The 25,495-nt window shown below is 63.8% G+C and carries 21 protein-coding genes and 3 tRNA genes; 13 read left to right on the top strand and 11 right to left on the bottom strand.

The window, feature by feature from the left end:
- From CAG33_RS18645 to CAG33_RS18665, 5 genes are all read left to right on the top strand, one after another.
- On the top strand, positions 1–1,997 hold a 1,997-nt coding region (locus CAG33_RS18645), incomplete at its 5' end, for a type VI secretion system tip protein VgrG (RefSeq protein ID WP_085639961.1).
- A complete protein-coding gene (locus CAG33_RS18650) occupies positions 1,994–2,575 on the top strand; it encodes a DUF4123 domain-containing protein (protein WP_085639964.1) in 582 nt (193 codons plus the stop codon). The genes CAG33_RS18645 and CAG33_RS18650, both read left to right, overlap by 4 nt.
- Positions 2,576–2,772: 197 nt before the next feature.
- Entirely contained in the window at positions 2,773–3,249 is a 477-nt protein-coding gene (locus tag CAG33_RS18655; protein ID WP_085639967.1) for a hemerythrin domain-containing protein, read from the top strand.
- Between the two features lie 60 nt (positions 3,250–3,309).
- Positions 3,310–4,239 (top strand): DUF72 domain-containing protein, encoded by a 930-nt coding sequence (locus CAG33_RS18660; RefSeq protein WP_085639971.1) that lies wholly within the window; start codon positions 3,310–3,312, stop codon positions 4,237–4,239.
- A gap of 117 nt (positions 4,240–4,356) precedes the next feature.
- Positions 4,357–6,210 (top strand): ABC transporter ATP-binding protein, encoded by a 1,854-nt coding sequence (locus CAG33_RS18665; protein ID WP_085639974.1) that lies wholly within the window; start codon positions 4,357–4,359, stop codon positions 6,208–6,210.
- 8 nt (positions 6,211–6,218) lie between these two features.
- Here CAG33_RS18665 and CAG33_RS18670 read toward each other — a convergent pair whose 3' ends face one another.
- The 10 genes from CAG33_RS18670 to CAG33_RS18715 all read right to left on the bottom strand — a co-directional run bounded on the left by CAG33_RS18670 (position 6,219) and on the right by CAG33_RS18715 (position 12,978).
- On the bottom strand, positions 6,219–6,656 hold the full coding sequence (locus tag CAG33_RS18670; RefSeq protein WP_085639978.1) for a GNAT family N-acetyltransferase: 438 nt from the start codon (positions 6,654–6,656) through the stop codon (positions 6,219–6,221).
- Between the two features lie 121 nt (positions 6,657–6,777).
- Complete coding sequence (locus CAG33_RS18675) at positions 6,778–7,680, bottom strand: NAD(P)-dependent oxidoreductase (protein ID WP_256576746.1); 903 nt, start codon at positions 7,678–7,680, stop codon at positions 6,778–6,780.
- Positions 7,681–8,049: 369 nt separating this feature from the next.
- Positions 8,050–8,136: transfer RNA gene (locus tag CAG33_RS18680), tRNA-Leu, on the bottom strand.
- A gap of 194 nt (positions 8,137–8,330) precedes the next feature.
- Positions 8,331–8,404, bottom strand: a tRNA-Cys gene (locus CAG33_RS18685).
- A 46-nt stretch (positions 8,405–8,450) separates the two neighbouring features.
- Positions 8,451–8,526: transfer RNA gene (locus CAG33_RS18690), tRNA-Gly, on the bottom strand.
- Positions 8,527–8,586: 60 nt separating this feature from the next.
- The gene (gene pgsA, locus CAG33_RS18695; protein WP_085582590.1) at positions 8,587–9,147 is read right to left on the bottom strand and encodes a CDP-diacylglycerol--glycerol-3-phosphate 3-phosphatidyltransferase; all 561 of its coding nucleotides are present in this window, start codon (positions 9,145–9,147) and stop codon (positions 8,587–8,589) included.
- A 32-nt stretch (positions 9,148–9,179) separates the two neighbouring features.
- Positions 9,180–11,003 (bottom strand): excinuclease ABC subunit UvrC, encoded by a 1,824-nt coding sequence (uvrC, locus tag CAG33_RS18700; protein WP_085639981.1) that lies wholly within the window; start codon positions 11,001–11,003, stop codon positions 9,180–9,182.
- 2 nt (positions 11,004–11,005) lie between these two features.
- Positions 11,006–11,647 carry a UvrY/SirA/GacA family response regulator transcription factor gene (gene uvrY, locus CAG33_RS18705; RefSeq protein WP_085582564.1) on the bottom strand — a complete coding sequence of 214 codons (642 nt, stop codon included), beginning with the start codon at positions 11,645–11,647 and terminating at the stop codon, positions 11,006–11,008.
- A gap of 128 nt (positions 11,648–11,775) precedes the next feature.
- Positions 11,776–12,219 carry an N-acetyltransferase gene (locus CAG33_RS18710; protein WP_085639984.1) on the bottom strand — a complete coding sequence of 148 codons (444 nt, stop codon included), beginning with the start codon at positions 12,217–12,219 and terminating at the stop codon, positions 11,776–11,778.
- Positions 12,220–12,978, bottom strand: a complete 759-nt coding sequence (locus CAG33_RS18715) for a carbon-nitrogen hydrolase family protein (RefSeq protein ID WP_085582560.1) — start codon at positions 12,976–12,978, stop codon at positions 12,220–12,222.
- Between the two features lie 620 nt (positions 12,979–13,598).
- On the opposite strand from CAG33_RS18715, the gene CAG33_RS18725 reads away from it, so the two are divergent.
- Positions 13,599–14,669: a 3-deoxy-7-phosphoheptulonate synthase gene (locus tag CAG33_RS18725; RefSeq protein ID WP_085639987.1), complete on the top strand. Its 1,071-nt coding sequence runs from the start codon at positions 13,599–13,601 to the stop codon at positions 14,667–14,669.
- A gap of 58 nt (positions 14,670–14,727) precedes the next feature.
- Here CAG33_RS18725 and CAG33_RS18730 read toward each other — a convergent pair whose 3' ends face one another.
- Complete coding sequence (locus CAG33_RS18730) at positions 14,728–15,774, bottom strand: hypothetical protein (protein WP_085639990.1); 1,047 nt, start codon at positions 15,772–15,774, stop codon at positions 14,728–14,730.
- A 399-nt stretch (positions 15,775–16,173) separates the two neighbouring features.
- Between CAG33_RS18730 and CAG33_RS18735 the strand changes: the two genes are divergently transcribed.
- The 7 genes from CAG33_RS18735 (at position 16,174) to CAG33_RS18765 (ending at position 25,492) form a co-directional block, all read left to right on the top strand.
- The gene (locus CAG33_RS18735) at positions 16,174–16,455 is read left to right on the top strand and encodes a peptidylprolyl isomerase (protein WP_085632715.1); all 282 of its coding nucleotides are present in this window, start codon (positions 16,174–16,176) and stop codon (positions 16,453–16,455) included.
- A gap of 135 nt (positions 16,456–16,590) precedes the next feature.
- Positions 16,591–18,459, top strand: coding sequence for an extracellular solute-binding protein (locus tag CAG33_RS18740; RefSeq protein WP_085639993.1), 1,869 nt, complete (start codon positions 16,591–16,593; stop codon positions 18,457–18,459).
- Positions 18,459–19,520, top strand: coding sequence for a microcin C ABC transporter permease YejB (locus tag CAG33_RS18745; RefSeq protein ID WP_085582549.1), 1,062 nt, complete (start codon positions 18,459–18,461; stop codon positions 19,518–19,520). The genes CAG33_RS18740 and CAG33_RS18745 overlap by 1 nt, the downstream gene beginning before the upstream one ends.
- Positions 19,520–20,542, top strand: coding sequence for an ABC transporter permease (locus tag CAG33_RS18750; protein ID WP_085582547.1), 1,023 nt, complete (start codon positions 19,520–19,522; stop codon positions 20,540–20,542). Before CAG33_RS18745 ends, CAG33_RS18750 begins: the two co-directional genes overlap by 1 nt.
- A 13-nt stretch (positions 20,543–20,555) precedes the next feature.
- On the top strand, positions 20,556–22,130 hold the full coding sequence (locus CAG33_RS18755; RefSeq protein ID WP_085582544.1) for an ABC transporter ATP-binding protein: 1,575 nt from the start codon (positions 20,556–20,558) through the stop codon (positions 22,128–22,130).
- Positions 22,131–22,239: 109 nt separating this feature from the next.
- Positions 22,240–23,655 carry a sigma-54-dependent Fis family transcriptional regulator gene (locus tag CAG33_RS18760; protein WP_085582542.1) on the top strand — a complete coding sequence of 472 codons (1,416 nt, stop codon included), beginning with the start codon at positions 22,240–22,242 and terminating at the stop codon, positions 23,653–23,655.
- A gap of 445 nt (positions 23,656–24,100) precedes the next feature.
- Positions 24,101–25,492 (top strand): GntP family permease, encoded by a 1,392-nt coding sequence (locus tag CAG33_RS18765; RefSeq protein WP_085639996.1) that lies wholly within the window; start codon positions 24,101–24,103, stop codon positions 25,490–25,492.
- Positions 25,493–25,495: the final 3 nt, after the last annotated feature.

Consider the following 25,495-nt stretch of genomic DNA (forward strand, 5'->3'; position numbering starts at 1 on the left):
TCGAACTGGTCAGCGCCCGCCCCGACCTCGCCCTCGAAGAGCTGCTGCACAAGCCCGGCGTCCTCACCTTCGGCGCCACCGGCGAGGGCAAGATCCACGGCCTGGTGTACCGCATCGAGCAGGGCGACTCCGGCCGCACCCTTACCCGCTACAGCCTGAGCTTGGTGCCGCAGCTCGCCTACCTGCGCCACAACCACGACCAGCAGATCTTCCAGCAGCTTTCCGTGCCCAAGATCATCGCACGCGTCCTGGAGGACCGCGGCATCCTCGCCGACGCCTACAGCTTCCAGCTCGGCGCCGAGTACCCCGAGCGCGACTACTGCGTGCAGTACGACGAGTCCGACCTGCACTTCATCCAGCGCCTGTGCGAGGAGGAAGGCATCCACTTCCATTTCCAGCACAGCGCAAGCGGCCACAAGCTGGTGTTCGGCGACGACCAGACCGTGTTCCGCAAGCTCAAGCCGGTCAGCTACCAGCAGGACTCCGGCATGGCCGCCGACAAGCCGGTCATCAAGCGCTTCAACCTGCGCCTGGAGACCCGCACCAGCCGCGTCGCCCGCCGCGACTACGACTTCGAGAAGCCCAAGATCCTGCCCGAGGCCGCCGCCAAGTCGGCGTTCATGCCGGACCTTGAGGACTACGACTACCCCGGCCGCTTCACCGCCCGCGAGCGCGGCAAGCAGTTGGCCACCCGTGCCCTGGAACGCCACCGCAGCGACTACGCCCTGGCCGAGGGCAAGGGCGACGAGCCGACCCTGGCCTGCGGCCACTTCCTCACCCTGGCCGAGCACCCGCGCGCCGAGTGGAACGACCTCTGGCTGCTGCTGGAGGTCATCCACGAGGGCAAGCAGCCGCAGGTGCTGGGCGAGAACGTCACCAGCGACGTCACCGACGGCAAGGACGACTTCCACCAGGGCTACCGCAACACCTTCCTCGCCACCCCGTGGGACGCCCACTACCGCCCGGCCCTCGAACACCCCAAGCCCCGCGTGCTCGGCAGCCAGACCGCCGTCGTCACCGGCCCCGCCGGCGAGGAGATCCACTGCGACCCCTACGGGCGGATCAAGGTGCAGTTCCACTGGGACCGCGACGGCCAGGCCGACGACAAGACCACCTGCTGGCTGCGCGTGGCCAGCGGCTGGGCCGGCGCGGCCTACGGCGGCATCGCCATCCCGCGCGTGGGCATGGAGGTGCTGGTCACTTTCCTTGAGGGCGACCCCGACCAGCCGCTGGTCACCGGTTGCCTGTACCACAAGGAAAACGTCGTCCCCTACGACCTGCCCGCGAACAAGACCCGCAGCACCTTCAAGACCCTCAGCTCCCCCGGCGGCAAGGGCTACAACGAGCTGCGCATCGAGGACCGCAAGGGCGCCGAGCAGATCTACCTGCACGCCCAGCGCGACTGGGACGAGAACATCGAGCACGACCAACGGATCCGCATCGGCAACGAACGGCACGACACCGTCGAGGCCAACGCCTACAGCGAATTCAAGGTCGAGGAGCACCGCATCACTCATCTGAATCGCATCAGTGAAATGCGCGCCGACGACCACCTCACCGTCGCAGTGACCCAACACGTGAAGGTCGGCACCGGGCAGTTCGTCGAGGCCGGTAGCGAGATCCACTACCACGCCGGCGAGAAGGTCGTGGTCGAGGGCGGCATGGAGCTGACGGCCAAGGCCGGCGGCAGTTTCGTGAAGGTGGATGCGGGTGGGGTGACCATCAGCGGGGCCGAGGTGAAGGCCAATACCGGCGGGGCGCCGGGGGTGGGGAGCGGGATTGCGATCCTGGCGCCCGTCATCCCGTGGGCCGCGGACCGGGATAAAAACGGGCAACTGTTGAAGCCCGCCACGGTTGCCGGGCCGCCCGAGGCGTCTGTACCTGCCCCCACGATCGCCGAACGCAAGCAGGCCCGCCTTCAACGCCAGAACAGCCAGGCCCTGACCCTCAAGCGTGCGGCCGAAAACGGCACGCCTTTCTGTGAGGTCTGCTCATGACCAACGCCCTGCCTGAGTTGGATCTGGGTCTGATGACATGGCTGATGGGCGAGTTGTGGCACGAGGGCGTTCACCCCGGCGCACCGCAGGTCTACGCCTTGCTCGACGGTGGCCGAGACGAACGGATCGAACCCATGGTCCGTTCAAGCGGGGCGGAATTCACCTGCCTGTATGCCGGCAAGCTCGAACCGGCGCTGTCCGCCGTCGCCCCCTACCTGGTTCATCTCGATCCGCACCAGCCGTTCACCGGCGCACTGCTGGATGCCGGCTGGGGAGCCAGTTGGGGCTATTTTGTCGTTGCGCCGGCAGACATATCCCTTCGCCAGCTACGACGCCACTTTCGAACCTTGCTCAAGGTCGAGGATTTCACAGGCAACCCGCTGGTGTTCCGCTTTTACGATCCGAGGGTGCTGCGCACGTACTTGCCCACCTGCCTGCCGGAGGAACGTTCCGCGCTCTTCGGCCCTTGCAGGCGGTTCATCGCGGAAACCGCAACGCCCGGTTCGCTGATTGCCTATCCAGCCGTGGCCTCTGCCGATGCCGGCGGGCATGTGCGTACGCTGCCTTCGTTCAAATGAAGCGGGCGGCCGCTCAGCGTCCGTAATCTGCAATGCCCGTTCGCCGCGTTTCATGCAGGCTGCATGAAGGCCCTTTGCGACTGGAGCCTGCAACCCACTGATTCGCTTGCCGCTTTCCTCAGCGCCGGTTTGGCACGCCCTGTGCGATGAATCAGCAATCACGCCTGTGATCCATCCACCACCATAGGGTAAGCGCCATGAACGCCATCGACCTCCTTAAAGCCGACCACGAACGCGTCAAGGACATCCTCGCTCGCTTGAGCGAATCGACGGAGCGGGCCTTGAAAAAACGCACCGAACTGCTGAGCAAACTGGAGACGGAAATCTCCATCCATACGCGCCTGGAAGAGGACATCCTCTATCCGGCCTTCAAGCAGGCCGGCAGCAAAGAACAGGACGTGATGTATTTCGAAGCCAAGGAGGAACACCGCACCGTCGATAGCCTGGTGTTGCCCGACCTCAAAGCCACCGACCCAGGAACGCCCGAATTCGCCGGCCGAGTGAAGGTGGTGCGCGAGCTGCTGGAGCATCACATCGAAGAAGAGGAAAAGGAAATGTTTCCCCAGGCCAGAAAACTTCTGGGCAAAGCCGCGCTGGATGAGCTGGGCGTGGAGATGGAAACCCTGAAAGGCAAGCTCAAGAAAGAGATGGCCACCGAGCACGTTGCGGCATGAGCCTAAGTCGCGAACGCTCCGTCATCGTCCAGGACGATCCGGCAGCAAAGGGGGCTGAGGATGGGCAGTGATGTGCGCATCGGCCTATCAGACTGGCGCTATGCCCCTTGGCGAGGCGATTTCTATCCCGAAGGCCTTATTCAAAGGAAAGAACTCGCCTACGCTTCGCGGGCCGTCAACAGCATCGAAATCAACGGCTCGTTCTATGCCCTGCAAACGCCCGAGCGGTACGCGCAATGGGCGCAGCAGACCCCGGACGGCTTCGTGTTCAGCGTCAAGGCGCCCCGCTTCATCACCCACGTCAAACGCCTGCGGGACATCGAAGAGCCTTTGGCCAACTTCTTTGCGTCAGGTGTGCTCGCGCTGCGCCGTAAGCTGGGGCCGATCTTGTGGCAGTTTCCGCCCAGCTTCAAGTTCGACGAAACCCTGTTCGACGAATTTCTCCGGCAATTGCCCCACACCAGCAACGCCGCCAAGCGCCTGGCGAAACACAGCCAGGAACGCCTGCACAAAGAAGGCTACCTGGAGAGCACCGCCGGATTGGCCATGCGCCACGCGGTGGAAATCCGCAACGACAGTTTCCTGTCCCCGGCCTTCATTGACCTGTTACGCCGGCATGGCGTTGCGCTGGTGGTGGCCGACACCGCCGGCAAGTGGCCCTGCATCGAAGACCTGACCGGCGACTTCGTGTATCTGCGACTGCATGGCGACAAGAAGCTTTACAGCAGCGGGTATTCGGAAAAGGCCCTGAAGCGCTGGAGTGAACGAATCGATCTCTGGCGTCAGGGAAAGCAGCCCGACGATGCCCGGCTGGTGCAGCACAAGGCAGGCAGGCGGCGCAGGTCGCGGGATGTCTTCTGCTATTTCGACAATGACATCAAGGTGCGGGCCCCCTATGACGCCTACCGGCTGCTGCAGATGCTCGACCTGGCCGGTCAGTTGTCCGTCACGCCCGGCAGGTTGCCGGACGACGATTCCATGCTCTCATGAGGCCAGGGCCCTGCATCGGCGCAACGCCGATCCCTTGGCATCCGTTCTTGACCGTCTACCCTCAAGACCACCGCGCAGTGGCACAATCCCCTCATCTTGACGCCTTCGGAGGCCACAATGCTTCGCGTGTTTGAACGAATGCTGGATCCTTTTCCGCCCGATGAGGCACCGCCTCCGCCGGTAGGGCTGGCCCGTTTCCTGTGGGCCTGCACGCGCGGCGCCCGGGGTTATGTCCTTGCGCTCGCCCTGCTGAGCGCCGGCGTGTCGGTGTACGAGGCTTGGCTGTTTGCCTTCCTCGGGCAAGTGGTGGATCTGCTCGCCACCTGGCAGGCCGGCGGCGCGGTGAGCGACCAGGAAACGCAAGTGCTGTGGGGCATCGGCATCGTGCTGCTCACCAGCGTCGGGCTGGTGGCCCTGCGCACGATGGTGCAGCACCAGATACTGGCGATCAATCTGCCGCTGAGACTGCGCTGGGACTTCCACCGGCTGATGCTGCGCCAGAGCCTTTCATTCTTCGCCGATGAGTTCGCCGGCCGTGTCACGACCAAGGTGATGCAGACGGCGTTGTCCGTGCGGGAAGTCTTGTTCACCGTCATCGAAATCGCCCCCGGCATCGGGGTCTACTTCATTGCGATCATCGCCCTGGCCGGCGGCTTCGATCTCAAGCTCATGCTGCCGTTCATCGCGTGGGTGGCCCTGTTCGGGCTGGCCATGCTGTATTTCGTGCCGCGCCTGGGGCAAGTCGGACAGGAGCAGGCCCATGCCCGGTCTTCGATGACAGGACGGGTTTCGGACGCCTACAGCAACATCACCACCGTCAAGCTGTTCTCCCACTCCAAACGGGAGGCCCATTTCGCCCGCGCGGCGATGGAGGACTTCAAGCAGACCGGGTTTCGCCAAATGCGCCTGGTCAGCCAGTTCGAGATCGTCAACCAGGCGTTGGTGGTGGCGCTGATACTCGGCGCCGGCGGTTATTCGCTGTGGCTGTGGCACCACGGCGAGGTCGGCACCGGGGCGGTCGCCGCCATCACCGCCATGGCGTTGCGCATCAATGGCATGTCGCATTGGATCATGTGGCAAATGACGTCGCTGTTCGAAAACATCGGCACCGTTCAAGACGGCATGGCCACCCTGACCCGCGGACCTAAGGTGCAAGATGCGCCGAACGCCGGCGTGCTGGTGCCCTTCGGCGGCGCGGTGACCTTCGACAAGGTGCGTTTCACCTACAACGGCGAGCGCCAGGTGTTCGACGGATTGAGCCTGAGCATCCGTCCCGGCGAAAAGATCGGCCTGGTGGGCCGCTCCGGCGCCGGCAAGTCCACGCTGATCAATCTGCTGCTGCGTTTCCATGACGTCGACAGCGGCGAAATCCGCATCGACGGGCAGAACATCGCCAAGGTCACCCAGGACAGCCTGCGCAGCGCCATCGGCATGGTCACGCAAGACACCTCCCTGCTCCATCGCTCCATCCGCGACAACATCGCCTACGGCCGCCCGGACGCGACCGATGAGCAAATCCGCCTGGCCGCCGCCAACGCCCAGGCCGATGGTTTCATCCGCCAGCTGAGCGACCGGCAAGGCCACACCGGCTACGACACACTGGTGGGCGAGCGCGGCATCAAGCTGTCCGGCGGCCAGCGCCAGCGCATCGCAATTGCCCGCGTGATGCTGAAGAACGCCCCGATCCTGTTGCTCGACGAGGCCACGAGCGCCCTGGATTCGGAAGTCGAAGTCGCCATCCAGGAAAGCCTCGACGAGATGATGCAGGGCAAGACCGTCATCGCCATCGCCCACCGGCTGTCCACCATCGCGGCCATGGATCGCCTGATTGTCATGGACGAGGGACGTATCGTCGAACAAGGCACCCACGCCGAACTGCTCGAGCGGAACGGCATCTATGCCCGGCTTTGGCAGCATCAGAGCGGTGGGTTCCTGGGTGAAGACCAAGGGTTGGCGCAGGCGATGGAATAGATGAGCGATCAGCGGCTCAGGAGCTTCACAAAAATCAGTTCCGGGTCGCCCGGATCGAGATTCTCGACGACGCCGCTCGCCTGAAACCCGGACTGCGCCAACAACTGGCGCATGGGGCCGTTCGACGCATTGGTTGACGTGAAGATCTTCTCAGCGCCTGTGATGCGCTCCAAATGGGCCACGATCTGCCGCCCAACCCCGGAGCGCCGGTGGGCGCCGGAAACCATCACCAGCGAAATGAACCATTGCCCGAAGAAGCCCCGGTTCAGGCAGCCATAGCCAACCGGAGCGCTCGCATCATGGGATCCGAGGGCAACCCAGCACTCGGACGAGCCCACGGCCGTTTCGATCAATGCGCGGCGGCCGGCATCGCTTGCCGCCAGCGGATCGAGGCGGTAGAGGCTCTCCAGATCGCCCGGTAACGCTTGCCTGATGACCCTGTGCATGATCGTTTCCCTCCGGTTGGATAGGCGCCGGCAAATGATGGAGACATGGCCATTTCCCGGTCATCCCGTCATGGCCATGTACCCTTCTCCGACTCAAGCCTCCTGCCGAGCCACCAGGGGCTCAGTCGACAGCCTCGGCCATGAATGATAGGGTGATGGCCGATACGTCCTGGTCGCCATGCCCCATGGATTGCGCGCGCTGGGCCAGTTGACACACAGCGTCGAAGACCGGGGTACGGGCACCGCACGCGTGCATAGACTCGGCAATGTACCCGAACGCGCCTACGTGCACATCGAGCGTCGCCTGATCGCCCGCGAAATCTTGCTCCTCGATCCGGCGCACTGCGTCTGAAAGCGCATCGGAGACGAAAAACCGCGAAGCATCGGACAGAAGCCGAGCCGTCTTCGCGGCGGACATTCCAAAAGGCCGGCTCGCGCCTACGGCTTCGTAAAAGGCGACCATCGCGGCAAATGAGTACGCGTGGAGCATGGTCGCAAACGCCAGCGCTTCGTCCCAGGGAAGAAACACCGCGTTTCCGCTGAGCGCTTTCAGTAACTCTCGGTGTTGCTCGAAAGCATCATGCTCGCCGGTGTAGATGCAATAGCTTTCGGGATTCCCGACATTGCGCGGATACGCCACGATCATGCCTTTGACGTAACGGCCGCCCGCGCGATTGACGAGTGCCTGAAGCGACAGGCCGTCCTCTCTCGAGCCCGTTGAGAAGTTGACGATCGTACGGTTGTCGAGCGCACGACTCATGCCATCCGCCCCAAGAAGCTCGTGTACTGCGGCGTCGTCCAAAAGCACGAGCACTGCAACAGGGCTCGCCGCCAGGGCGGCTTCTGCAGACTCACAGAGGTGGGCGCCGGCGGCGACGAGCGTCTCAGCCTTGCCTGGCGAACGATTCCAGACCGCCACGCGTTTCCCTTGCTTGAGAAACGCCCGCACCATAATCCTCCCCATAGCCCCAAGGCCCAGGACGGACACATCAAAGCCGGATTGAGAGTTGCCATTGTCGCGCACGATATTGTCCCCTTTGTCTATGCATGCTCTGTGGTTACGGAGTTGCCGAACATGATCAACCGACCAAGTCAGATGATAAAAAGCAAGCGATGTGCCAGATCTCAACGGATCGATGCAGAGGATGGGAATCAAATACTTACGCTTTAACGGGCAAGGTAGTCTGGTACATTCATACCCAATGCGCATCGGCTACGTCGGCGGAGTGCGACCACATGGGTATTTTTGAAGCGATCGTTGGCGAATGATGTCCACAGCCTGGCAGCCGGAAAAAGTCAGGCTTACGAAGTGAATTGTGGAAACACGTTCTTTTTTGCGGAACAAAAACAAAAAGGCTTGCGTGAGAAATCTCACGCAAGCCTTTGATTTGTGTGGTGCCCGAAGCCGGAATCGAACCGGCACGCCCTTACGAGCGGGGGATTTTAAGTCCCATGCGTCTACCAGTTTCGCCATTCGGGCGGTAGCGCTGTGTCGCTCTGCGTCTTTGCCCTTCTCCCGGTTCGGCAGAAAGAGCGGTTGCACAGCAGACGGGGAAATATATACATCACTTCCCTGTGAAGCAAGTTGGCATAAGCCGTTTTCAGGTCTGAATGTTGCCAGGGCTGAAAATAAAAAAGCTCCGTAAATCATGGATCTACGGAGCTTATTTAAAGTGGAGGCCGAGGTCGGAATCGAACCGGCGTAGGTGGATTTGCAATCCACTGCATAACCATTTTGCTACTCGGCCTCAAAACATTTGCTGTCTAGTAGCACAACAACAAACGTGTACAAATTGGAGCGGGAAACGAGACTCGAACTCGCGACCCCGACCTTGGCAAGGTCGTGCTCTACCAACTGAGCTATTCCCGCTTGGTGTGGCGCATTCTATAGATTTAAGAAGCGCCGTCAACCCTTTGATTCAAAAAAGTTTTATTTTTTTTCCACATCGGTCTTCAGGTGCGGCCAGGCAGCCCGCAGGTACTGAACCATCGACCACAGCGTCAGGCCGGCGGAGACCATCAGCAACGCATAGCCCAGCAGGACCCAGAAGCTGAAGTCCTTCGGGTTGGCCAGCAGGATCACCAGCGCGAGCATCTGCGCGGCGGTTTTCCATTTGCCCAGGTTCGAGACGGCGACATGGGCGCGGGCGCCCAGTTCCGCCATCCACTCGCGCAGTGCCGAGACGACGATTTCGCGGCCGATGATGACGGCGGCCGGCAGCGTCAGCCAGAAGTTGCCGTGTTCCTGCACCAGCAGCACCAGGGCTACCGCCACCATGAGCTTGTCGGCCACCGGATCGAGGAACGCCCCGAACGGTGTGCTTTGCTTCAGGCGGCGAGCCAGGTACCCGTCAAGCCAGTCGGTTGCCGCAGCGAAGGCGAACACCGAGCTCGAGGCCAGGTAGCTCCACTGGTAAGGCAAATAGAACAGCAGAATGAAGATCGGGATGAGCAGGACGCGGAGTACGGTGATCAGGTTCGGGATATTCATCGACACAACTGGCTACGAGGTGAATGGGCATATTACTCACTATGCAGGTTCGCATAAATCGACTCTGCAAGCTTTTTGCTGATGCCCGGTGCTTTGGCGATTTCTTCGATGCTTGCACGAGACAGCTCCTGCAATCCACCAAAATGTTTCAGCAAGTCGCGGCGGCGGGTCGGCCCCACCCCGACGACGCCTTCCAGCGTCGAGGTGCGCCGGGCCTTGCCGCGCCGGGCCCGGTGGCCGGTGATCGCGAACCGGTGGGCCTCGTCGCGGATCTGCTGGATCAGGTGCAGCGCCGGCGAGTCGCCGCGCAAGGTGAACTCATGCGCGGCATCATTCAGATACAAAGTCTCGAAACCCGCCTTGCGGGTCGCACCCTTGGCCACCCCGAGCAGGATCAGGTCCGGCACAGCCAGTTCGTTGAGCACATCGCGGGCCATCGACAGCTGCCCCTTGCCGCCGTCCACCAGCAGGATGTCCGGCAGCTTGCCCTCCCCGTCCTTCAGCTTGCTGAAGCGCCGGGTCAGGGCCTGGTGCATGGCGGCATAGTCGTCACCGGCCGTCACGCCTTCGATGTTGTAGCGCCGGTAGTCCGACTTGATCGCCCCCTCGGGGCCGAACACCACGCAGGAGGCGACGGTGGCCTCGCCGCTGGAATGGCTGATGTCGTAGCACTCCAGGCGCTGCGGCGGTTCGTCTAGGTTCAGCACGTCGGCCAAGGCCTCGAAGCGTGCGGCGACATGCTGCCGGTTGGCCAGCCTCGCGCCCAGGGCCTGCTCCGCGTTGGTCACCGCCAGTTGCTGCCAGCGCGCCCGCGTGCCGCGCACACGGTGGCTGATGGTCAGCTCCCGGCCGCGCAGCGTGTGGATCGCCTCGATCAGCGCCGGGAAGTCGTCGTGCATCACATTGACGATCAGCTCGCTCGGCAGGTCGCGCTCCGGGCTGCTGATGAAATACTGGCCCAGGAACGCCGACATGACCTCGGAGACATCCTCCTCGATCCCGACCTGGGGAAAGAAGTTCTTGCTGCCCAGCACCCGCCCGCCCCGCACGCTGATCAGGTGCACGCATGCGCCGCCCGGGTTGACGAAGGCGGCGATGACATCGATGTCGCCGGTGCCGCCCTCCATGCTCTGCTGGTCCTGAACCCGGCGCAGCAGCGCTATCTGGTCACGCAGCTCGGCCGCATGTTCGAACTCCAGATTGATCGCCGCCTCTTCCATCGCCGTGGACAGCTCATTGGTCAACGCATGGCTGCGCCCTTCAAGGAACATCACCGAGTGGCGCACGTCTTCGGCGTACACCTGCGGCTCGACCAGCCCGACGCAAGGTGCCTTGCAACGTTTGATCTGGTACTGCAGGCACGGACGGGTGCGGTTTTTGTAGTAGCTGTCCTCGCACTGACGGACGAAGAACGTCTTCTGCAGCAGGCTGAGGCTTTCGCGGATCGCGCCGGCGCTGGGATAGGGGCCGAAGTACTTGCCCTTGGCCTTCTTGGCGCCGCGATGGATGCTCAGCCGCGGAAACGGGCCGTCCGACAGGAACACGTAGGGATAGGACTTGTCGTCGCGCAACAGGATGTTGTACGGCGGCCGCCATTCCTTGATCAGCGTCTGCTCAAGCAGCAGCGCCTCGGTTTCGTTGGCGGTGATGGTCGTCTCGACCTGGGCGATGCGGCCCACCAGCGCAGCGGTCTTCGGTGCGAGGCCGGTCTTGCGGAAATAGCTGGCCAAGCGCTTTTTCAGGTTCTTGGCCTTGCCGACGTACAGCAGGCGCGCGTCGCTGTCGAACATGCGGTACACGCCGGGGCGCCCGCTGACGGTCGACAGGAAGGCGCCGGAATCGAATGGGTCGGCCATGGTCAGAGGCTGGCGTCCACCATGCCGTGACGAACCGCCAGCAGCGTCAGCTCGACATCGCTGCTGATCGAAAGCTTCTCGAAGATGCGGTAACGGTAGGTGTTGACGGTTTTGGGCGACAGGCACAGTTTGTCGGAAATGATCTGAACCTTCTGACAACCGACGATCATCAACGCGATCTGGATCTCACGCTCGGACAGGGCGTCGAACGGCGAGTCGTTGGTGGGCTGAAAGGACTTGATCGCCAGTTGCTGGGCAATCTGCGGGCTGATGTAGCGCTGACCGGCGAACACCAGGCGAATGGCCTGCACCATTTCCGCAAGGCCCGCGCCCTTGGTCAGGTAACCGGCGGCCCCTGCCTGGAGCAACCGCGTCGGAAACGGGTCTTCCTCGCACACGGTCACCGCGACCACCTTGATGTCCGGATGGCTGCGCAGCAGCTTGCGCGTGGCTTCCAGGCCGCCGATGCCGGGCATCTTGACGTCCATCAGCACCACATCGGGCTTCAGTTCCCGGGCCTTGATCAGGGACTCTTCCCCGGACTCGGCCTGGCCAACCACCTGCAGGCCATCGATATCGGCCAGCATCCGTGTAATGCCTGTACGAACGAGATCATGGTCATCGACCACTAGCACCCTAATCAAGCAGACACCTCGCGAAACGGTCTTATTGAGTTGCCGGACACCTTAGCAAAAAAGTACCGGACAGACCTAGCGAAAAGCCGAAGATAAAAAGTTTCAATTTTTCATCCAGCCCTTGCCGGGCCTGCGTTTCAGAGCACAAGCGTACTCGGATCCAATTCCATCCGCAGGAAACACTCGTCCTCGCCCTGCACGGCAAATCCCTGTCTTTCATACAAGTTCCGGGCCGGATTGCTCTTGAACACGGTCAGGCGCACGGCCGGGCGCCGTTCCTGACGCGCCATCGCAGCAACCTGACCGATTGCCCAGGCGCCGGCGCCCTGGCGGCGGTGGGCTTCGGCAACCTGCAACTCACGAATATAGATCGCCCGCGCATCGCGGCTCAGGCTGAAAAAGCCGGATGTCACCCCGTCATGCACGATCAGCCAGCTCTCACGCCCCGCCCAGCCCGCGTCGAACCCTTCGTCCTGCCACAGCAGATCGTACTGAATGTAGTAACGCAGCATGTTCCGGCAGGTGAGTTCCCGGGCGAACGCCAGATCGGCGGGGCTTGCCGGCCGTCGCTCAAACGCCATTCAGACCTCCGGCACAGCGGTGACCTGCCCTTGCCATACGCCGGCCCGGCGCCGGGCGACGACCAGGCAGCTTCCGGCACCGGGCGCCGCAACGACCAGGGCGCCATCTTCGGCCCAGATGGCGCTGCGCCCGGCCGACTGCCATCCGCCGGTCTCGCCGCCATGGTTGGCCATCAGCACCGTCATCCCATGCTCACGGGCGTAGCTTTGCAACATGGCACTGTCGGGCCCATAGCCCTTTTCGCTGATCAGCACCCCGGCGGCATAACACTGCGCGCCCAGCCGTCGGGCCGTTGCAGCATGGCTGGCATGGGTGAAGTCGGCGCAGACGGCCAGCGCGACGGTCTCGCCGCCGATCGTCAATGCCGCACCGCCCTGGCCCGGCGCGAAATAGCGATCCTCGCCCGTATGCAGGTGCTGCTTGCCGTAGATGCCCAGCGAACCGTCAGCACCCAGCACCAAGGCGCCGATCAGCACCGGACCGTGCGGCTGCAGCCGAATCGGCATGCCGACCACCGCGGTCACCCTCAGCTCGCGGGCGAGATCGCGCAACGGTTGCAGCACGGCGTCCTGGGGATCGACGGCCAGCCCGGCGGCCAGCGCGCCCTCGTACCCGGTGAGCGACAGCTCCGGAAAGACCAGCAACTCCACGCCCTGATCGGCGGCCTGCCGGATGAAGCCGCAGTGGCGCGCAATGTTGGCGCACAGATCGCCTTTCACGGAAACGGACTGGGCGGCGGCGATCGTCAGATCTGACATGGTTTGTCCTTGGGGATTGGCTCGATGCCAGAGTGTGTCACAACATCGACTGCACTCAAGCGATAGAGACTGACGGAACCTGCGATAGCAATTTCTGATTGCTGAGCCGCACAGGCCTCTAGTAAGCTCGGCCCCAACCTAACGGAGACACACCATGTTCAACGTCCCTTCCCAGCTCGACACCGCCAGCGCCCTGCGCTCGGTTGCCGCTGCCCGGTCGGCTGACGTCTGCGCTCCGGCCGGTTTTTATTTTGGGTATTGGTTTAGCCACTGGCGCGCCTGATACCCACATGGCGCCCATATGAACGGGTCGCCCACCAGAGAATTCTCAACCCCCGGTCGGCCTCCCGACCGGGGGTTTTGTTTTTCAGGCCCAAACCTTTTTCCGCGACACACCAGACACTTTTGAGGAATCACGACATGAACTACGCCACCTATTACCGCTACGACAGTTTTACCGCCTGGCGATTTACCAGCCTCCGCTCGGGACAGCCTGCCGCCTCCGATCGGTCACCCCAAGGTGGCAAGCACACACTCGAAGCCAATACGGCCCCTTGTCGAACACCCCAGTAGGGACGAGAGCGCGGGAAGCACCCGCCACTCGCCCAGGAAGCTTGAATATGAACTCGTCCGTTTCTGCGTTGCCGCTGTCCACCCTCGATTCCGCCAACGAATCGCTGACCCTGCGCCTGCCCACCTCGTTGCAGCTCAAGCAGCAGTTGCCCCTCGGCAATGTCCTGAGCCAACAAGTCGCCGCCCACCGCCAGGCGATCCGTGCCATTCTCGACGGTGAAGACCACCGTTTGCTGGTCATTGTCGGGCCCTGCTCGATTCACGATCCCCGCTCCGCCCTCGAATACGCCGAAAAGCTCGCCCGTTTGAGCCACGATGTCAGCGACCAGATGCTGCTGGTGATGCGCGCCTACGTCGAAAAGCCCCGTACCACGGTCGGCTGGAAAGGCCTGGCCTACGATCCGCGCCTGGACGGCAGCGACGACATGGCCGGCGGCCTGACGCTCTCGCGCGAACTGATGCTGGAGATGATCCGCCTGGGCCTGCCCATCGCCACCGAATTGCTGCAGCCCATGGCCGCCGGCTACTTCGACGACCTGCTCAGCTGGGCCGCCATCGGCGCACGCACCACCGAATCGCAGATCCACCGGGAGATGGTCAGCGGCCTGCCCATGCCGGTCGGCTTCAAGAACGGCACGGACGGCGGCGTCGCCATCGCCGTGGATGCCATGCGTTCCGCCGCCCATGGTCACCGGCATTTCGGCATCGACAGCCAGGGCCACCCGGCCGTCGTCCAGACCCCAGGCAATCCCGACACCCACCTGGTGCTTCGCGGAGGCCACAAAGGGCCGAACTTCGACCGCGACAGCGTTGCCGACATCCAGACTGCCCTGGCCCGCCAGCCGGTTTCGGGCCGGATCATGGTCGATTGCAGCCACGCCAACAGCGGCAAGGATCCCCTGCGTCAACCCGCCGTGTTCAACGACGTGCTCGAACAGCGCCTGCAAGGCAACCGCGCATTGATCGGCATGATGCTGGAGTCCCATTTGTTCGACGGCTGCCAACCCTTGAGCGGAACCTTGCGTTACGGCGTTTCGATCACTGACGGTTGCTTGGGCTTCATCCCAACGGAACAGCTTCTGCTGCAGGCCGCAGAACGTTTGCGCAATCAGGCGTAGACCGGCAACGACAGCCTTCCGGATCGCCATGAACCGGAAGGCCTGTGCCCACGCCCGGCTACGCGCTGATCTGCACCCACGCCACCTCAGACTCTTGACTGACATCGTCCAGCCGTTCGACCGAGTAGGAAACACGCACCACGGTGCCTCGATGTTCTCTCCAGAACCGGTACGGCACGATGAAGTCCAAGGACTGCCAGGCCGTTTCCGGGGTGATTTCCCGATAGTCGCGATGGTTGAAGCGTTCACCGTCGCATCGCAGGTACACCAGCTCACCGTTTTCGGCCTGTGCGTTGCCGATCACCACAGTGATGCCGTCAAGGGTCTGGTCCACGTCAAGCACACCGCCTTCGGCGCCCACCACCTGTGGAGCGGCCAGCGGTTCCCGCACCAACGGCGCGACCTTGATCCGGGTCGTCTCCGACTGTCTAACCTTTCCCTGCTTCTGTTCTACCCGGTAACTGACGGTGACCTCCTCGCCCAAGGACGCTGCGATCCTGTCATGGGCGATCCACAGAGAAAGCGGTGCCCCCACTGAAGCCGGCGCTACGGTCAAGGTGTCCTCCACCTGCCCCGTTTCACCTTGCCAGGACAGCTGAATGCAGTCGCCTTCGGCCATGGCGGGGTATGGGCGAATCGTGACGGGGGTTCCCTCGGGCACCCGATCAGGATCGAGGGCACCACCGACGGCTTCCTCGACGATCGGCGCAAGCAGCCCGCCTTGCGGCTCGCCGATGAGCAACGGCAGCCGCTCGGACGAGACCGTCTCACCGTGCCGGGCGCGGTGAAGCGTCCAGTGCACCTGCGCGCTGCCGCCCTCCAGCGCGGCGATGCAGTCCCCCTTGATGACGAACACCACGTCGCACCCCACCTGTTGCCGGCTGACATGGCGGATCTGGGAGTGCCCCTCGGGAACGCCTTCGGCGTCCAGGCCGCTCCAGTGCAGCACCAGCCTGTCGCCGTTGGCCATGCCGGGGTAAGCCGCCACCGTGACGACGGCCTTGTTCCAGGCCGGATCGAGCATGCCGTCATTCAGGTGGGCGACCGAGGGCGCCGGCAAGGTCGGGGCCGCGCCACACGTGAGGGTTGATTCATTCATGTTCATTTACCGATCCACTCCTTGGATTGACCGCTTTGCGATAAAGCGTCGTGTACCGCCTATTGAACGCTGTCCGGAACAAAAGAGATGTCGGGGCTTTTCGATACGGCGTCCGGAAACTGCCGCCACGCACGGTAGGCATCCGCTGGCGAGATCGAGCAAACCGGGCAAAAGATTTCCAATTGTTCCGACTCAAGCCTCAAGAAGGGATGAACCCTCCTACGCGCTCTCATCCCACTCAGGTCGCGCCGATTCCGCTCCCGCCGCCTGCCCGACAGGCAATCGGTCCGCAACCGGCTAACCTTTGACACCCAGGCACCGGACAGCCGGATGGAACATTGCCGAGAAATCGCCCGTCGAATCCGGTAGGCTCCACCCTTTATCGATTTGATTGGAGAGTTACCCATGGCCCGAGCCACCGCCCGCCACATCCTGGTTTCCACCGAAGCCAAGTGCAACGAACTCAAGGCCGAGATCGAAAACGGCGCCGATTTCGCCGAAGTGGCCAAGAAGAACTCCACCTGCCCGTCCAGCCGCGACGGCGGCAACCTGGGCTCGTTCGGCCCGGGCCAGATGGTCAAGGAATTCGACACCGTGGTGTTCAGCGCACCGGTCAACACCGTGCAAGGCCCGGTGAAGACCCAGTTCGGCTACCACCTGCTGGAAGTCACCAGCCGTCAGGACTGATCCACCGTCCGGTCTGCAGTGCAACGGCCCGCCCTTCGGTGGGCCGTTGCGTTTCGGTTGTGCGATACGGCTGGCGACTGGCCCGTCGCTCGCGTACAACTGGCGCTTATCGATCACCCGGCTCTAAGGCTGACAATGCGACTGGCTTTCCCCACTTTGATGTTCACTGCCGTGGCCCTGCTGCTGGGTGCCGCCGGTGTGGACGCCGCACCGCAACACGCGCTCACCGTCTATGGCGAACCGGCCAAGTACCCCGCCGGCTTCAGTCACTTCGACTACGCCAACCCGCAGGCGCCCAAGGGCGGGACGATGCGCCGCTCGGCCATCGAGATCGGCCACTTCGACCATGTCCTGCCGTACATCGACAAAGGCATCGGCGTCACCCAGATCGACGGTCTGCTCTATTCGCCGCTGGCCCAGCGCTCGCTGGACGAGCCCTACACCGTCTACGGACTGGTCGCGCAACAGATGGAACGCTCGGAGGACGGCCTGTCCCTGCGCTTCTTCATCAACCCCAAGGCGCGCTTCGCCGACGGCCAGGCGATCACCGCCGAAGACGTGCGCTACACCTACGACCTGCTGATGACCCAGGGCAGCCTGCGCTACCGCACCCAGTTCGCCGACGTCAAAGGCGTCGAGGTCGAAGCGCCGCTGACCGTGCGTTTCGATTTCAAGAGCAACGAAAACCGCACCCTGCCGCTGGACATCGCCACCCTGCCGGTGTTTCCGCAGCATTGGTGGAAGAGCCGCGACTTCGCCGGCGGCGGCGGATACGAGCCGCCGCTGGGCAGCGGCCCGTACCGGGTCGGCAAGGTCGATTCCGGGCGCAGCATCACCTTCGAGCGCAATCCCGACTGGTGGGGCAAGGACTTGCCCGTGAGTCGCGGGCTCTACAACTTCGATCACTTCAGCATCGAATACTTCGGCGACACCGACGTCGCCCGCCAAGTGCTGCGCGGCGGCGCCTACGACTACAACCGCGAGTTCTCCGCCACTGGCTATTCCATCGGCTACGACAGCCCGGCCCTGAGCGACGGCCGCCTGCAAAAGGCCCACCTGGCCACCGAGGCGCCGCAATCGGCCCAAGGCTTCGTGTTCAACCTGCAGAAGCCGGTGTTCCAGGACCGCCGCGTGCGTCAGGCGCTGGCCATGCTCTGGGACTTCGAGTGGAGCAACCGGCAGATGATGCGCAACCTGTACATCCGCCAGCAGAGCTACTTCTCCAACACCGACCTGGCCGCCCGCGAACTGCCGGACGCCGCCGAGCTGAAGATCCTCGAACCGCTGCGCGGGCAGATTCCCGACGAGGTGTTCACCCAGGTCTTCGAAGCGCCGAAGACCGACGGCAGCGGCCTGATCCGCGACAAGCAGCTCCAGGCGCTGGAACTGCTGGAGCAGGCCGGCTGGAAACCGGACGGCGACCAGTTGGTCAACGCCCAGGGCGAACCGCTGGCGTTCACCTTCCTGGTCAGCCAGAACGGCATGGACCGCCTGCTGCTGCCGTACAAGCGCACGCTGAAGCAGATCGGCATCGACCTCAGCATCCGCCGCATCGACTCTTCGCAGTACGTCAACCGCCTGATGAGCCGTGACTACGACATGATCGTCACCGGTTACCCGGTCACCACGTCGCCGGGCGGCGAGCTGCTCAACTATTTCGGCTCGGCGTCGGCCAACGACCCCGGCGCGAACAACTACATGGCACTGAAGAACCCGGCGGTGGACACCCTGATCAACGGCCTGATCCGCGCCTCGACCCAGGCCGACATGCTGCGCTACGCCCATGCGCTGGATCGGGTGCTGCAATGGAACTACTACTGGATACCCAACTATTACCCGCCCGGCACCTCCACGGTGTGGTGGAACCGTTTCGGCATTCCCACCGTGCAGGCCAGCAACGACGAGGCCATCGAGAGCTGGTGGGAAATCAGCCGCACGCCGTTGACCAACCAAGAGATGACCGCTGAGAAGATCAGCCGTGGCAGACCCGGAGGGCCGCACTGATGTGGGCTTACATACTGCGGCGCCTGCTGCTGATCATCCCGACCCTGGTGATCATCCTGCTGGTGAATTTCGTGATCATCCAGGCCGCCCCCGGCGGCCCGGTGGAACAAGCCATCGCCCACTTGCAGGGCATCGGCGGCGCCGCGGTCGGCGGCGGCTCCGGCGAAACCATGAGCGGCACGTCCCGGGCCAGCCGCGGCCTGGATCCGCAACTGATCAAGGACATCGAAAAACAGTACGGCTTCGACAAGCCGGCCCATGAGCGCCTGTGGCTGATGCTCAAGAACTACGCGCAGCTGGATTTCGGCAAGAGCTTCTTCCGCGGCGCCACGGTCACCGACCTGATCCTGCAGAAGATGCCGGTGACCATTTCCCTCGGCCTGTGGGCGACGCTGATCACTTACCTTGTGTCGATTCCGCTGGGCATCCGCAAGGCGGTGCACCACGGCAGCCATTTCGACATCTGGAGCAGCACCGCGATCATCATCGGCTATGCGATGCCGGCGTTCCTGTTCGCGATGTTCCTGATCGTGGTGTTCGCCGGCGGCACGTCGCTGAACTGGTTCCCGGTGCGCGGGCTGGTCTCGGACAATTTCGAGTCGCTGTCCACCTTGGGCAAGGTCGCCGACTACTTCTGGCACCTGGTGCTGCCGGTGACGGCGCTGGTGATCGGCGGGTTCGCCACCCTGACGATTCTGACCAAGAACTCGTTCCTCAACGAAATCACCCGCCAGTACGTGGTCACCGCACGGGCCAAGGGCCTGAGCGAGCGCCGGGTGCTGTACGGGCACGTGTTCCGCAACGCGATGCTGCTGGTGGTGTCGGGGATCCCCCAGGCGTTCATCAGTGTGTTCTTCGCCGGCTCCCTGCTGATCGAGGTGATCTTCTCCCTCGACGGCCTGGGCCGCATGAGTTATGAGGCGGCGGTGTCGCGGGACTACCCGGTGGTGTTCGGCTCGCTGTTCATCTTCACCCTGTTCGGCCTGCTGATAAAACTGGTCGGCGACCTGTGCTACACCCTCGTCGATCCGCGCATCGACTTCGCCGCGAGGAACGCCTGATGTTCGAGCTCTCGCCTCTGGGGCGCCGCCGTTTCCAACGGTTCAAGAAAAACCGCCGGGGCTGGTGGTCGCTGTGGCTGTTCGTCGGCCTGTTCGTCTTGAGCCTGGGCGGCGAACTGATCGCCAACGACAAGCCGCTGGTCGTCAGCTATCAGGGCCAATGGTACTTCCCGGTGTTCAAGCGCCACACCGAACAGGAGTTCGGCGGCCAACTGCCGTTCCAGGCCGACTACCGCAGCGACTATGTGCAGCAACTCATCCGCAAGGACGGCGGCTGGCTGCTGTTCCCGCCGATCCCGTTCAGCGACGACACGCCCAACTACGACCTCAACAAACCGGCCCCCAGCCCGCCGACGACGGTCAACTGGCTGGGCACCGACGACCAGGCGCGGGACGTGCTGGCCCGGGTGATCTTCGGCGCGCGGGTGTCGATCCTGTTCGCCTTGATGCTGACTTTCGTCAGCGCACTGATCGGCATCGCCGCCGGTGCCTTGCAGGGTTACTACGGCGGCTGGGTCGACTTGCTCGGGCAGCGGCTGCTGGAGGTCTGGTCGGGGCTTCCGGTGCTGTACCTGCTGATCATCCTGTCGGGCTTCGTCGAGCCGAACTTCTGGTGGCTGCTGGGGATCATGGCGCTGTTCTCGTGGCTGGCGCTGGTGGATGTGGTGCGCGCCGAGTTCCTGCGCGGGCGCAACCTGGAATACGTCAAGGCCGCACGGGCACTGGGCCTGAGCGACCGCAAGGTGATCTTCCGGCACATCCTGCCCAACGCGATGAACGCGACCTTGAGCTACCTGCCGTTCATCCTGACCGGGGCGATCTCGACCCTCACGGCGCTGGATTTCCTGGGTTTCGGCATGCCCGCCGGCAGCGCCTCGCTGGGCGAATTGATCGGCCAAGGCAAGCAGAACCTGCAAGCGCCGTGGCTCGGCCTGACGGCGTTCTTCACCCTGGCGCTGATCCTTTCACTGCTGGTGTTCATCGGCGAGGCACTGCGTGATGCCTTCGACCCACGCGCCTGAGGCGGATCCTGAAATGACTGACAACCTGATCGAAATCCGTGACCTCAATGTCGCCTTCGGCGGCCAGACCGTGGTGCGCGACCTGTGCCTGGACATCCGCCCCGGCGAGTGCCTGGCCCTGGTGGGCGAGTCGGGCTCGGGCAAGTCGGTGACCGCCCACTCGATCCTGCAGCTGCTCCCCGAAGGCGAAGCCCTCACCACCGGCAGCATCCGCTACCGCGGCCGCGAGCTGGTCGGCGCCGAGCCCGCTGCCCTGCGCGATCTGCGGGGCAACCGCATCGCCATGATCTTTCAGGAGCCAATGACCTCGCTCAACCCTTTGCACACGATCGAGAAGCAGATCGGCGAAACCCTGCTGCTGCACCGGGGCCTGGGCGGCAAGGCGGCCCGGGCGCGCATTCTCGAACTGCTGGAGCTGGTGGGCATCCAGAAACCCGAGGAACGGCTCAAGGCCTATCCTCACCAGTTGTCCGGCGGCCAACGGCAACGGGTGATGATCGCCATGGCCCTGGCCTGCGAGCCGGAGCTGCTGATCGCCGACGAGCCCACCACCGCCCTCGACGTGACCGTGCAGCGCAAGATCCTGCTGCTGCTCAAATCCCTGCAGCAGCGCCTGGGCATGTCGCTGCTGCTGATCAGCCACGACCTCAACCTGGTGCGCAGCATCGCCCAGCGCGTGTGCGTGATGAAGGCCGGGCAGATCGTCGAGCAGGCACCGTGCGAAACCCTGTTCACCGCGCCGCAGCATCCCTACAGCTGCGTGTTGCTCAACGCCGAACCCGAAGGCGAGGCTTTGCCTCGGGATGAGCGTGAGAATGTGCTGGAAGTGGACAACCTGCGGGTGGACTTTGCGGTGGGCGGCGGTTTGTTCCAACGCAAGAGATACCTGCGCGCGGTGGATGGCATCAGCCTCAACATCCAGCGCGGCAAGACCCTGGGCATCGTCGGCGAGTCGGGCTCCGGCAAGTCCACCCTCGGCCAGGCGATCCTGCGCCTGCTCGACTCCGAAGGTGCCATCCGCTTTCAGGGCGAACCGCTCGATGGCCTCAACCAGAAACAGTTGCGGCCCTGGCGCCGGCAGATGCAGGTGGTGTTCCAGGATCCGTTCGGCAGCCTGAGCCCGAGGATGTCCGTGGCGCAGATCATCAGCGAAGGCCTGGAAGTGCACTGCGAGTCCAGCGCCCTGGAGTGCGACGAACAGGTGATCCGCGTGCTCAAGGAGGTGGGCCTGGATCCCGAGAGCCGCCACCGCTACCCCCACGAGTTCTCCGGCGGCCAGCGCCAGCGCATCGCCATCGCTCGGGCGCTGGTGCTCAAGCCGGCACTGATCCTGCTCGACGAGCCGACCTCGGCCCTCGACCGCACCGTGCAGAAACAAGTGGTCGCCCTGCTCCGCCAGCTTCAGGAAAAGCACGGCCTCACCTACCTGTTCATCAGCCACGACCTGGCGGTGGTCAAGGCCCTGGCCCACGACATGATCGTGATCAAGGACGGCAAGGTGGTCGAGCGCGGCGCCAGCCATGAGGTGTTCGAGTCGCCGCAGCATCCGTACACCAAGGAGTTGCTGGCGGCGGCACATCCTCAGTGATCAGGTGCACCGTGTCGCATTCATCGCGAGCAGGCTCGCTCCCACAGAGTGCTTCACTGCGCCTGGGGGTGCGGGGCCGCTGCGGCCACACACATTCAGGATCCGCCCCATGAACACCAGCGAAAACCTCAAGGACTACCAACGGGTGCGCTCCCTGGCGATCCGCTCGCTGTTCGAGATCATCGAGCAGTCCAGCGAAGGCACGGTGATCGTCGACCGCGACGCCAACATCGTCTGGATGAACGAGCGCTATGCCCGCCGCTTCGGCCTGGCGTCCGCCGCCGGCGCCATCGGCAAGCCCTGCGAGAGCGTGATCCCCGGCAGCCTGCTGCGCGAGGTGGTGCGCACCGGGCGGCCGATCCTGCTGGACATGCAGGACACGCCCAAGGAGCCCCTGGTGGTGATGCGCCTGCCGATCCACGACAACGCCGGCGCGGTGATCGGCGCCATCGGCTTCGCCCTGTTCGACGAGTTGCGCAGCCTGTCGCCGATGCTCAAGCGCTACCTGAGCCTGCAGGAGGAGTTGGCCTCGACCCGCTCGCTGCTGCGGGCACGCCAGACCAAATACAACTTCGCCCACTTCATCGGCACCAGCGCCGCCAGCCTGGAAGTCAAACGGCGGGCCCGGCGCAGCGCCAGCGCCGAATCGCCCGTCCTGCTGCTGGGCGAAACCGGCTCCGGCAAGGAGCTGCTGGCCCAGGCGATCCACAGCGCCTCGCCCCGGGCGCACAAGGCGTTCGTCAGCATCAACAGCGCGGCGATCCCGGAGGCGCTGCTGGAGGCGGAGTTCTTCGGCACCGCCCCCGGCGCGTTCACCGGCGCCGACCGCAAGGGCCGCACCGGCAAATTGCAGATCGCCCAGGGCGGCACGCTGTTCCTCGACGAGATCGGCGACATGCCGCTGCCGCTGCAAAGCAAGCTGCTGCGGGTGCTGCAGGAAAAGGAGTTCGAGCCGGTCGGCTCCAACGACGTGATCCAGAGCGATGTGCGGGTGATCGCCGCCACGTCCACCGACCTGGAGGCGGCGATCAAGCGCGGCGAGTTCCGGGCCGACCTGTATTACCGCCTCAACGTGCTGCCGATCCATGTCCCGCCGTTGCGCGAGCGCCTCGACGACTTGCCGGCGCTCAGCGAGGCGATCCTGGAAGACCTGCGCAGCCAGCACGAACTCGACCGCCAGGCGCTGGAGCTGCTGGGGCAGCACGCCTGGCCGGGCAACATCCGCGAACTGCGCAACGTGCTGGAACGGGCGGCGCTGCTCAGCGACGCCCTGGTGCTCACGGCCGATGACATCCGGGCGGCGATCGGCACGTTTGTGCCGGTCGAGCGCGGGCCGTCTCCGGTGCCTGAGCCGCTGACCCACGAGACCTTCAGCCAGGCCCGCGAGCGGTTTGACCGGCAGCTGATCCAGGCCACCCTCGCGCAATGCGGGGGCAAGGTGGTCGAGGCGGCGCAGCGGCTGGGGCTGGGGCGGTCGACGCTGTACAAGAAAATGGTGGCGTTGGGGATTGCCGAGTCTCACTAGAGAGACTTGTGTCTCCTGATAGAGAAGTGCAGAAGTATCGCAGGCAAGTCGAGTCGTCGCACCGCAACTCCCACAGGGATTTTTGTCAGGCCCAGGGACACGGGGCTTGCCCTGGTTCTGTGGTGAATTGACTGGCGCTATCGCCAGCAGGCTGGCTCCCACAGGATTCTTTGGTGATTTGACTGGGGCTATTGGCTGGCTCCACAGGGTTCCGGGGTGAACACAGGTTCTGCATTCAACCGAGTCCTCTGTGGGAGCCAGCCTGCTGGCGATGGGGCCCTTCCAATCACCAGAAATCTCCAAACAGAGACAAAAAACCTCACATCCCCATAAAGCCAGAATCAATTCCTTATATTTCAATGACTTAACGTGTTGGCACAGAACTCGCTAACAGCCTCTGCGTACCCGCACCACCCACAAAAATAACAATCCCTGGAGACACACCATGAGTGTGATCATTGCCCTGGCGGCGCTTGCGCTGCTGATGCTGGCCGCTTACCGAGGCTACAGCGTCATCCTGTTCGCCCCCATCGCCGCCCTCGGCGCTGTCCTGCTCACCGATCCGTCCGCCGTCGCGCCCGCCTTCACCGGCGTGTTCATGGAGAAGATGGTCGGCTTCATCAAACTCTACTTTCCCGTGTTCCTGCTCGGCGCCGTGTTCGGCAAGCTGATCGAGCTGTCCGGGTTCTCGCGCTCCATCGTCGCGGCGGCGATCCGTCTGCTCGGCACCCGCCAGGCGATGCTGGTGATCGTGCTGGTGTGCGCCCTGCTCACCTACGGCGGCGTGTCGCTGTTCGTGGTGGTGTTCGCGGTGTATCCGTTCGCGGCCGAGATGTTCCGCCAGAGCGACATCCCCAAGCGCCTGATCCCGGCGACCATCGCCCTGGGTGCGTTCTCCTTCACCATGGACGCCCTGCCCGGCACGCCGCAGATCCAGAACATCATCCCCAGCACCTTCTTCAACACCACCGCGTGGGCCGCGCCTTGGCTCGGTGTGATCGGCACGGTGTTCGTGTTCTGCGCCGGCATGCTGTTCCTCCAGCGCCAGCGCCACAAGGCGCAAAAGGCCGGCGAAGGCTACGGCAGCGAACTGCGCAACGAGCCGGACACCGCCGACGACCTCACGCTGCCGAACCCGTGGCTGGCGCTGTCGCCGCTGCTGGCGGTGGGCGTGATGAACCTGCTGTTCACCCAGTGGATCCCCCAGTGGTACGGCAAGACCCACAGCCTGGCGCTGCCGGGCATGGCTGCGCCGGTGACCACAGACATCGCCAAGCTCACAGCCATCTGGGCGGTGCAGGCGGCGTTGCTGGTGGGCATCCTGATGGTGTTGGCGTTCGGCTTCGGGGCGATCCGCAGCAAGCTTGCCGAAGGCAGCAAGAGCGCGGTCAGCGGCGCCTTGCTGGCGGCGATGAACACGGCGTCGGAATACGGTTTCGGTGCGGTGATCGCGTCGCTGCCGGGGTTCCTGGTGCTGGCCGACTGGCTCAAGGGCATTCCCAACCCGCTGGTCAACGAGGCCATCACCGTCACCTTGCTGGCCGGCATCACCGGCTCCGCATCGGGCGGCATGAGCATCGCGCTGGCGGCGATGTCCGAGCAGTTCATCAACGCCGCCCACGCGGCGAACATTCCGCTGGAGGTGCTGCACCGGGTGGCCGCCATGGCCAGCGGCGGCATGGACACCCTGCCGCACAACGGCGCCGTCATCACCCTGCTGGCGGTCACCGGGCTGACCCACCGCGAAGCCTACAAGGACATTTTCTGTATTACGCTGATCAAGACCCTGGCGATCTTCGTGGTGATCGGCACTTTCTACGCCACCGGCATTGTGTGAGGT

The organism is Pseudomonas sp. B3(2017) (assembly GCF_002113595.1).
GTDB classification, from domain to species: Bacteria; Pseudomonadota; Gammaproteobacteria; order Pseudomonadales; family Pseudomonadaceae; genus Aquipseudomonas; species Aquipseudomonas ekonensis.

Bases quoted from the DNA above. Each gene is read 5' to 3' on its own strand.
- CAG33_RS18655 (WP_085639967.1), top strand. From the start codon at position 2,773: ATGAACGCCATCGACCTCCTTAAAGCCGACCACGAACGCGTCAAGGAC.
- CAG33_RS18745 (WP_085582549.1), top strand. From the start codon at position 18,459: ATGTGGGCTTACATACTGCGGCGCCTGCTGCTGATCATCCCGACCCTG.
- CAG33_RS18760 (WP_085582542.1), top strand. From the start codon at position 22,240: ATGAACACCAGCGAAAACCTCAAGGACTACCAACGGGTGCGCTCCCTG.
- CAG33_RS18715 (WP_085582560.1), bottom strand. From the start codon at position 12,978: ATGTCAGATCTGACGATCGCCGCCGCCCAGTCCGTTTCCGTGAAAGGC.
- CAG33_RS18670 (WP_085639978.1), bottom strand. From the start codon at position 6,656: ATGCACAGGGTCATCAGGCAAGCGTTACCGGGCGATCTGGAGAGCCTC.
- CAG33_RS18725 (WP_085639987.1), top strand. From the start codon at position 13,599: ATGAACTCGTCCGTTTCTGCGTTGCCGCTGTCCACCCTCGATTCCGCC.
- CAG33_RS18755 (WP_085582544.1), top strand. From the start codon at position 20,556: ATGACTGACAACCTGATCGAAATCCGTGACCTCAATGTCGCCTTCGGC.
- uvrC (WP_085639981.1), bottom strand. From the start codon at position 11,003: ATGGCCGACCCATTCGATTCCGGCGCCTTCCTGTCGACCGTCAGCGGG.
- CAG33_RS18735 (WP_085632715.1), top strand. From the start codon at position 16,174: ATGGCCCGAGCCACCGCCCGCCACATCCTGGTTTCCACCGAAGCCAAG.
- CAG33_RS18750 (WP_085582547.1), top strand. From the start codon at position 19,520: ATGTTCGAGCTCTCGCCTCTGGGGCGCCGCCGTTTCCAACGGTTCAAG.
- pgsA (WP_085582590.1), bottom strand. From the start codon at position 9,147: ATGAATATCCCGAACCTGATCACCGTACTCCGCGTCCTGCTCATCCCG.
- CAG33_RS18650 (WP_085639964.1), top strand. From the start codon at position 1,994: ATGACCAACGCCCTGCCTGAGTTGGATCTGGGTCTGATGACATGGCTG.
- CAG33_RS18740 (WP_085639993.1), top strand. From the start codon at position 16,591: ATGCGACTGGCTTTCCCCACTTTGATGTTCACTGCCGTGGCCCTGCTG.
- CAG33_RS18665 (WP_085639974.1), top strand. From the start codon at position 4,357: ATGCTTCGCGTGTTTGAACGAATGCTGGATCCTTTTCCGCCCGATGAG.
- CAG33_RS18660 (WP_085639971.1), top strand. From the start codon at position 3,310: ATGGGCAGTGATGTGCGCATCGGCCTATCAGACTGGCGCTATGCCCCT.
- CAG33_RS18710 (WP_085639984.1), bottom strand. From the start codon at position 12,219: ATGGCGTTTGAGCGACGGCCGGCAAGCCCCGCCGATCTGGCGTTCGCC.
- CAG33_RS18730 (WP_085639990.1), bottom strand. From the start codon at position 15,774: ATGAACATGAATGAATCAACCCTCACGTGTGGCGCGGCCCCGACCTTG.
- CAG33_RS18765 (WP_085639996.1), top strand. From the start codon at position 24,101: ATGAGTGTGATCATTGCCCTGGCGGCGCTTGCGCTGCTGATGCTGGCC.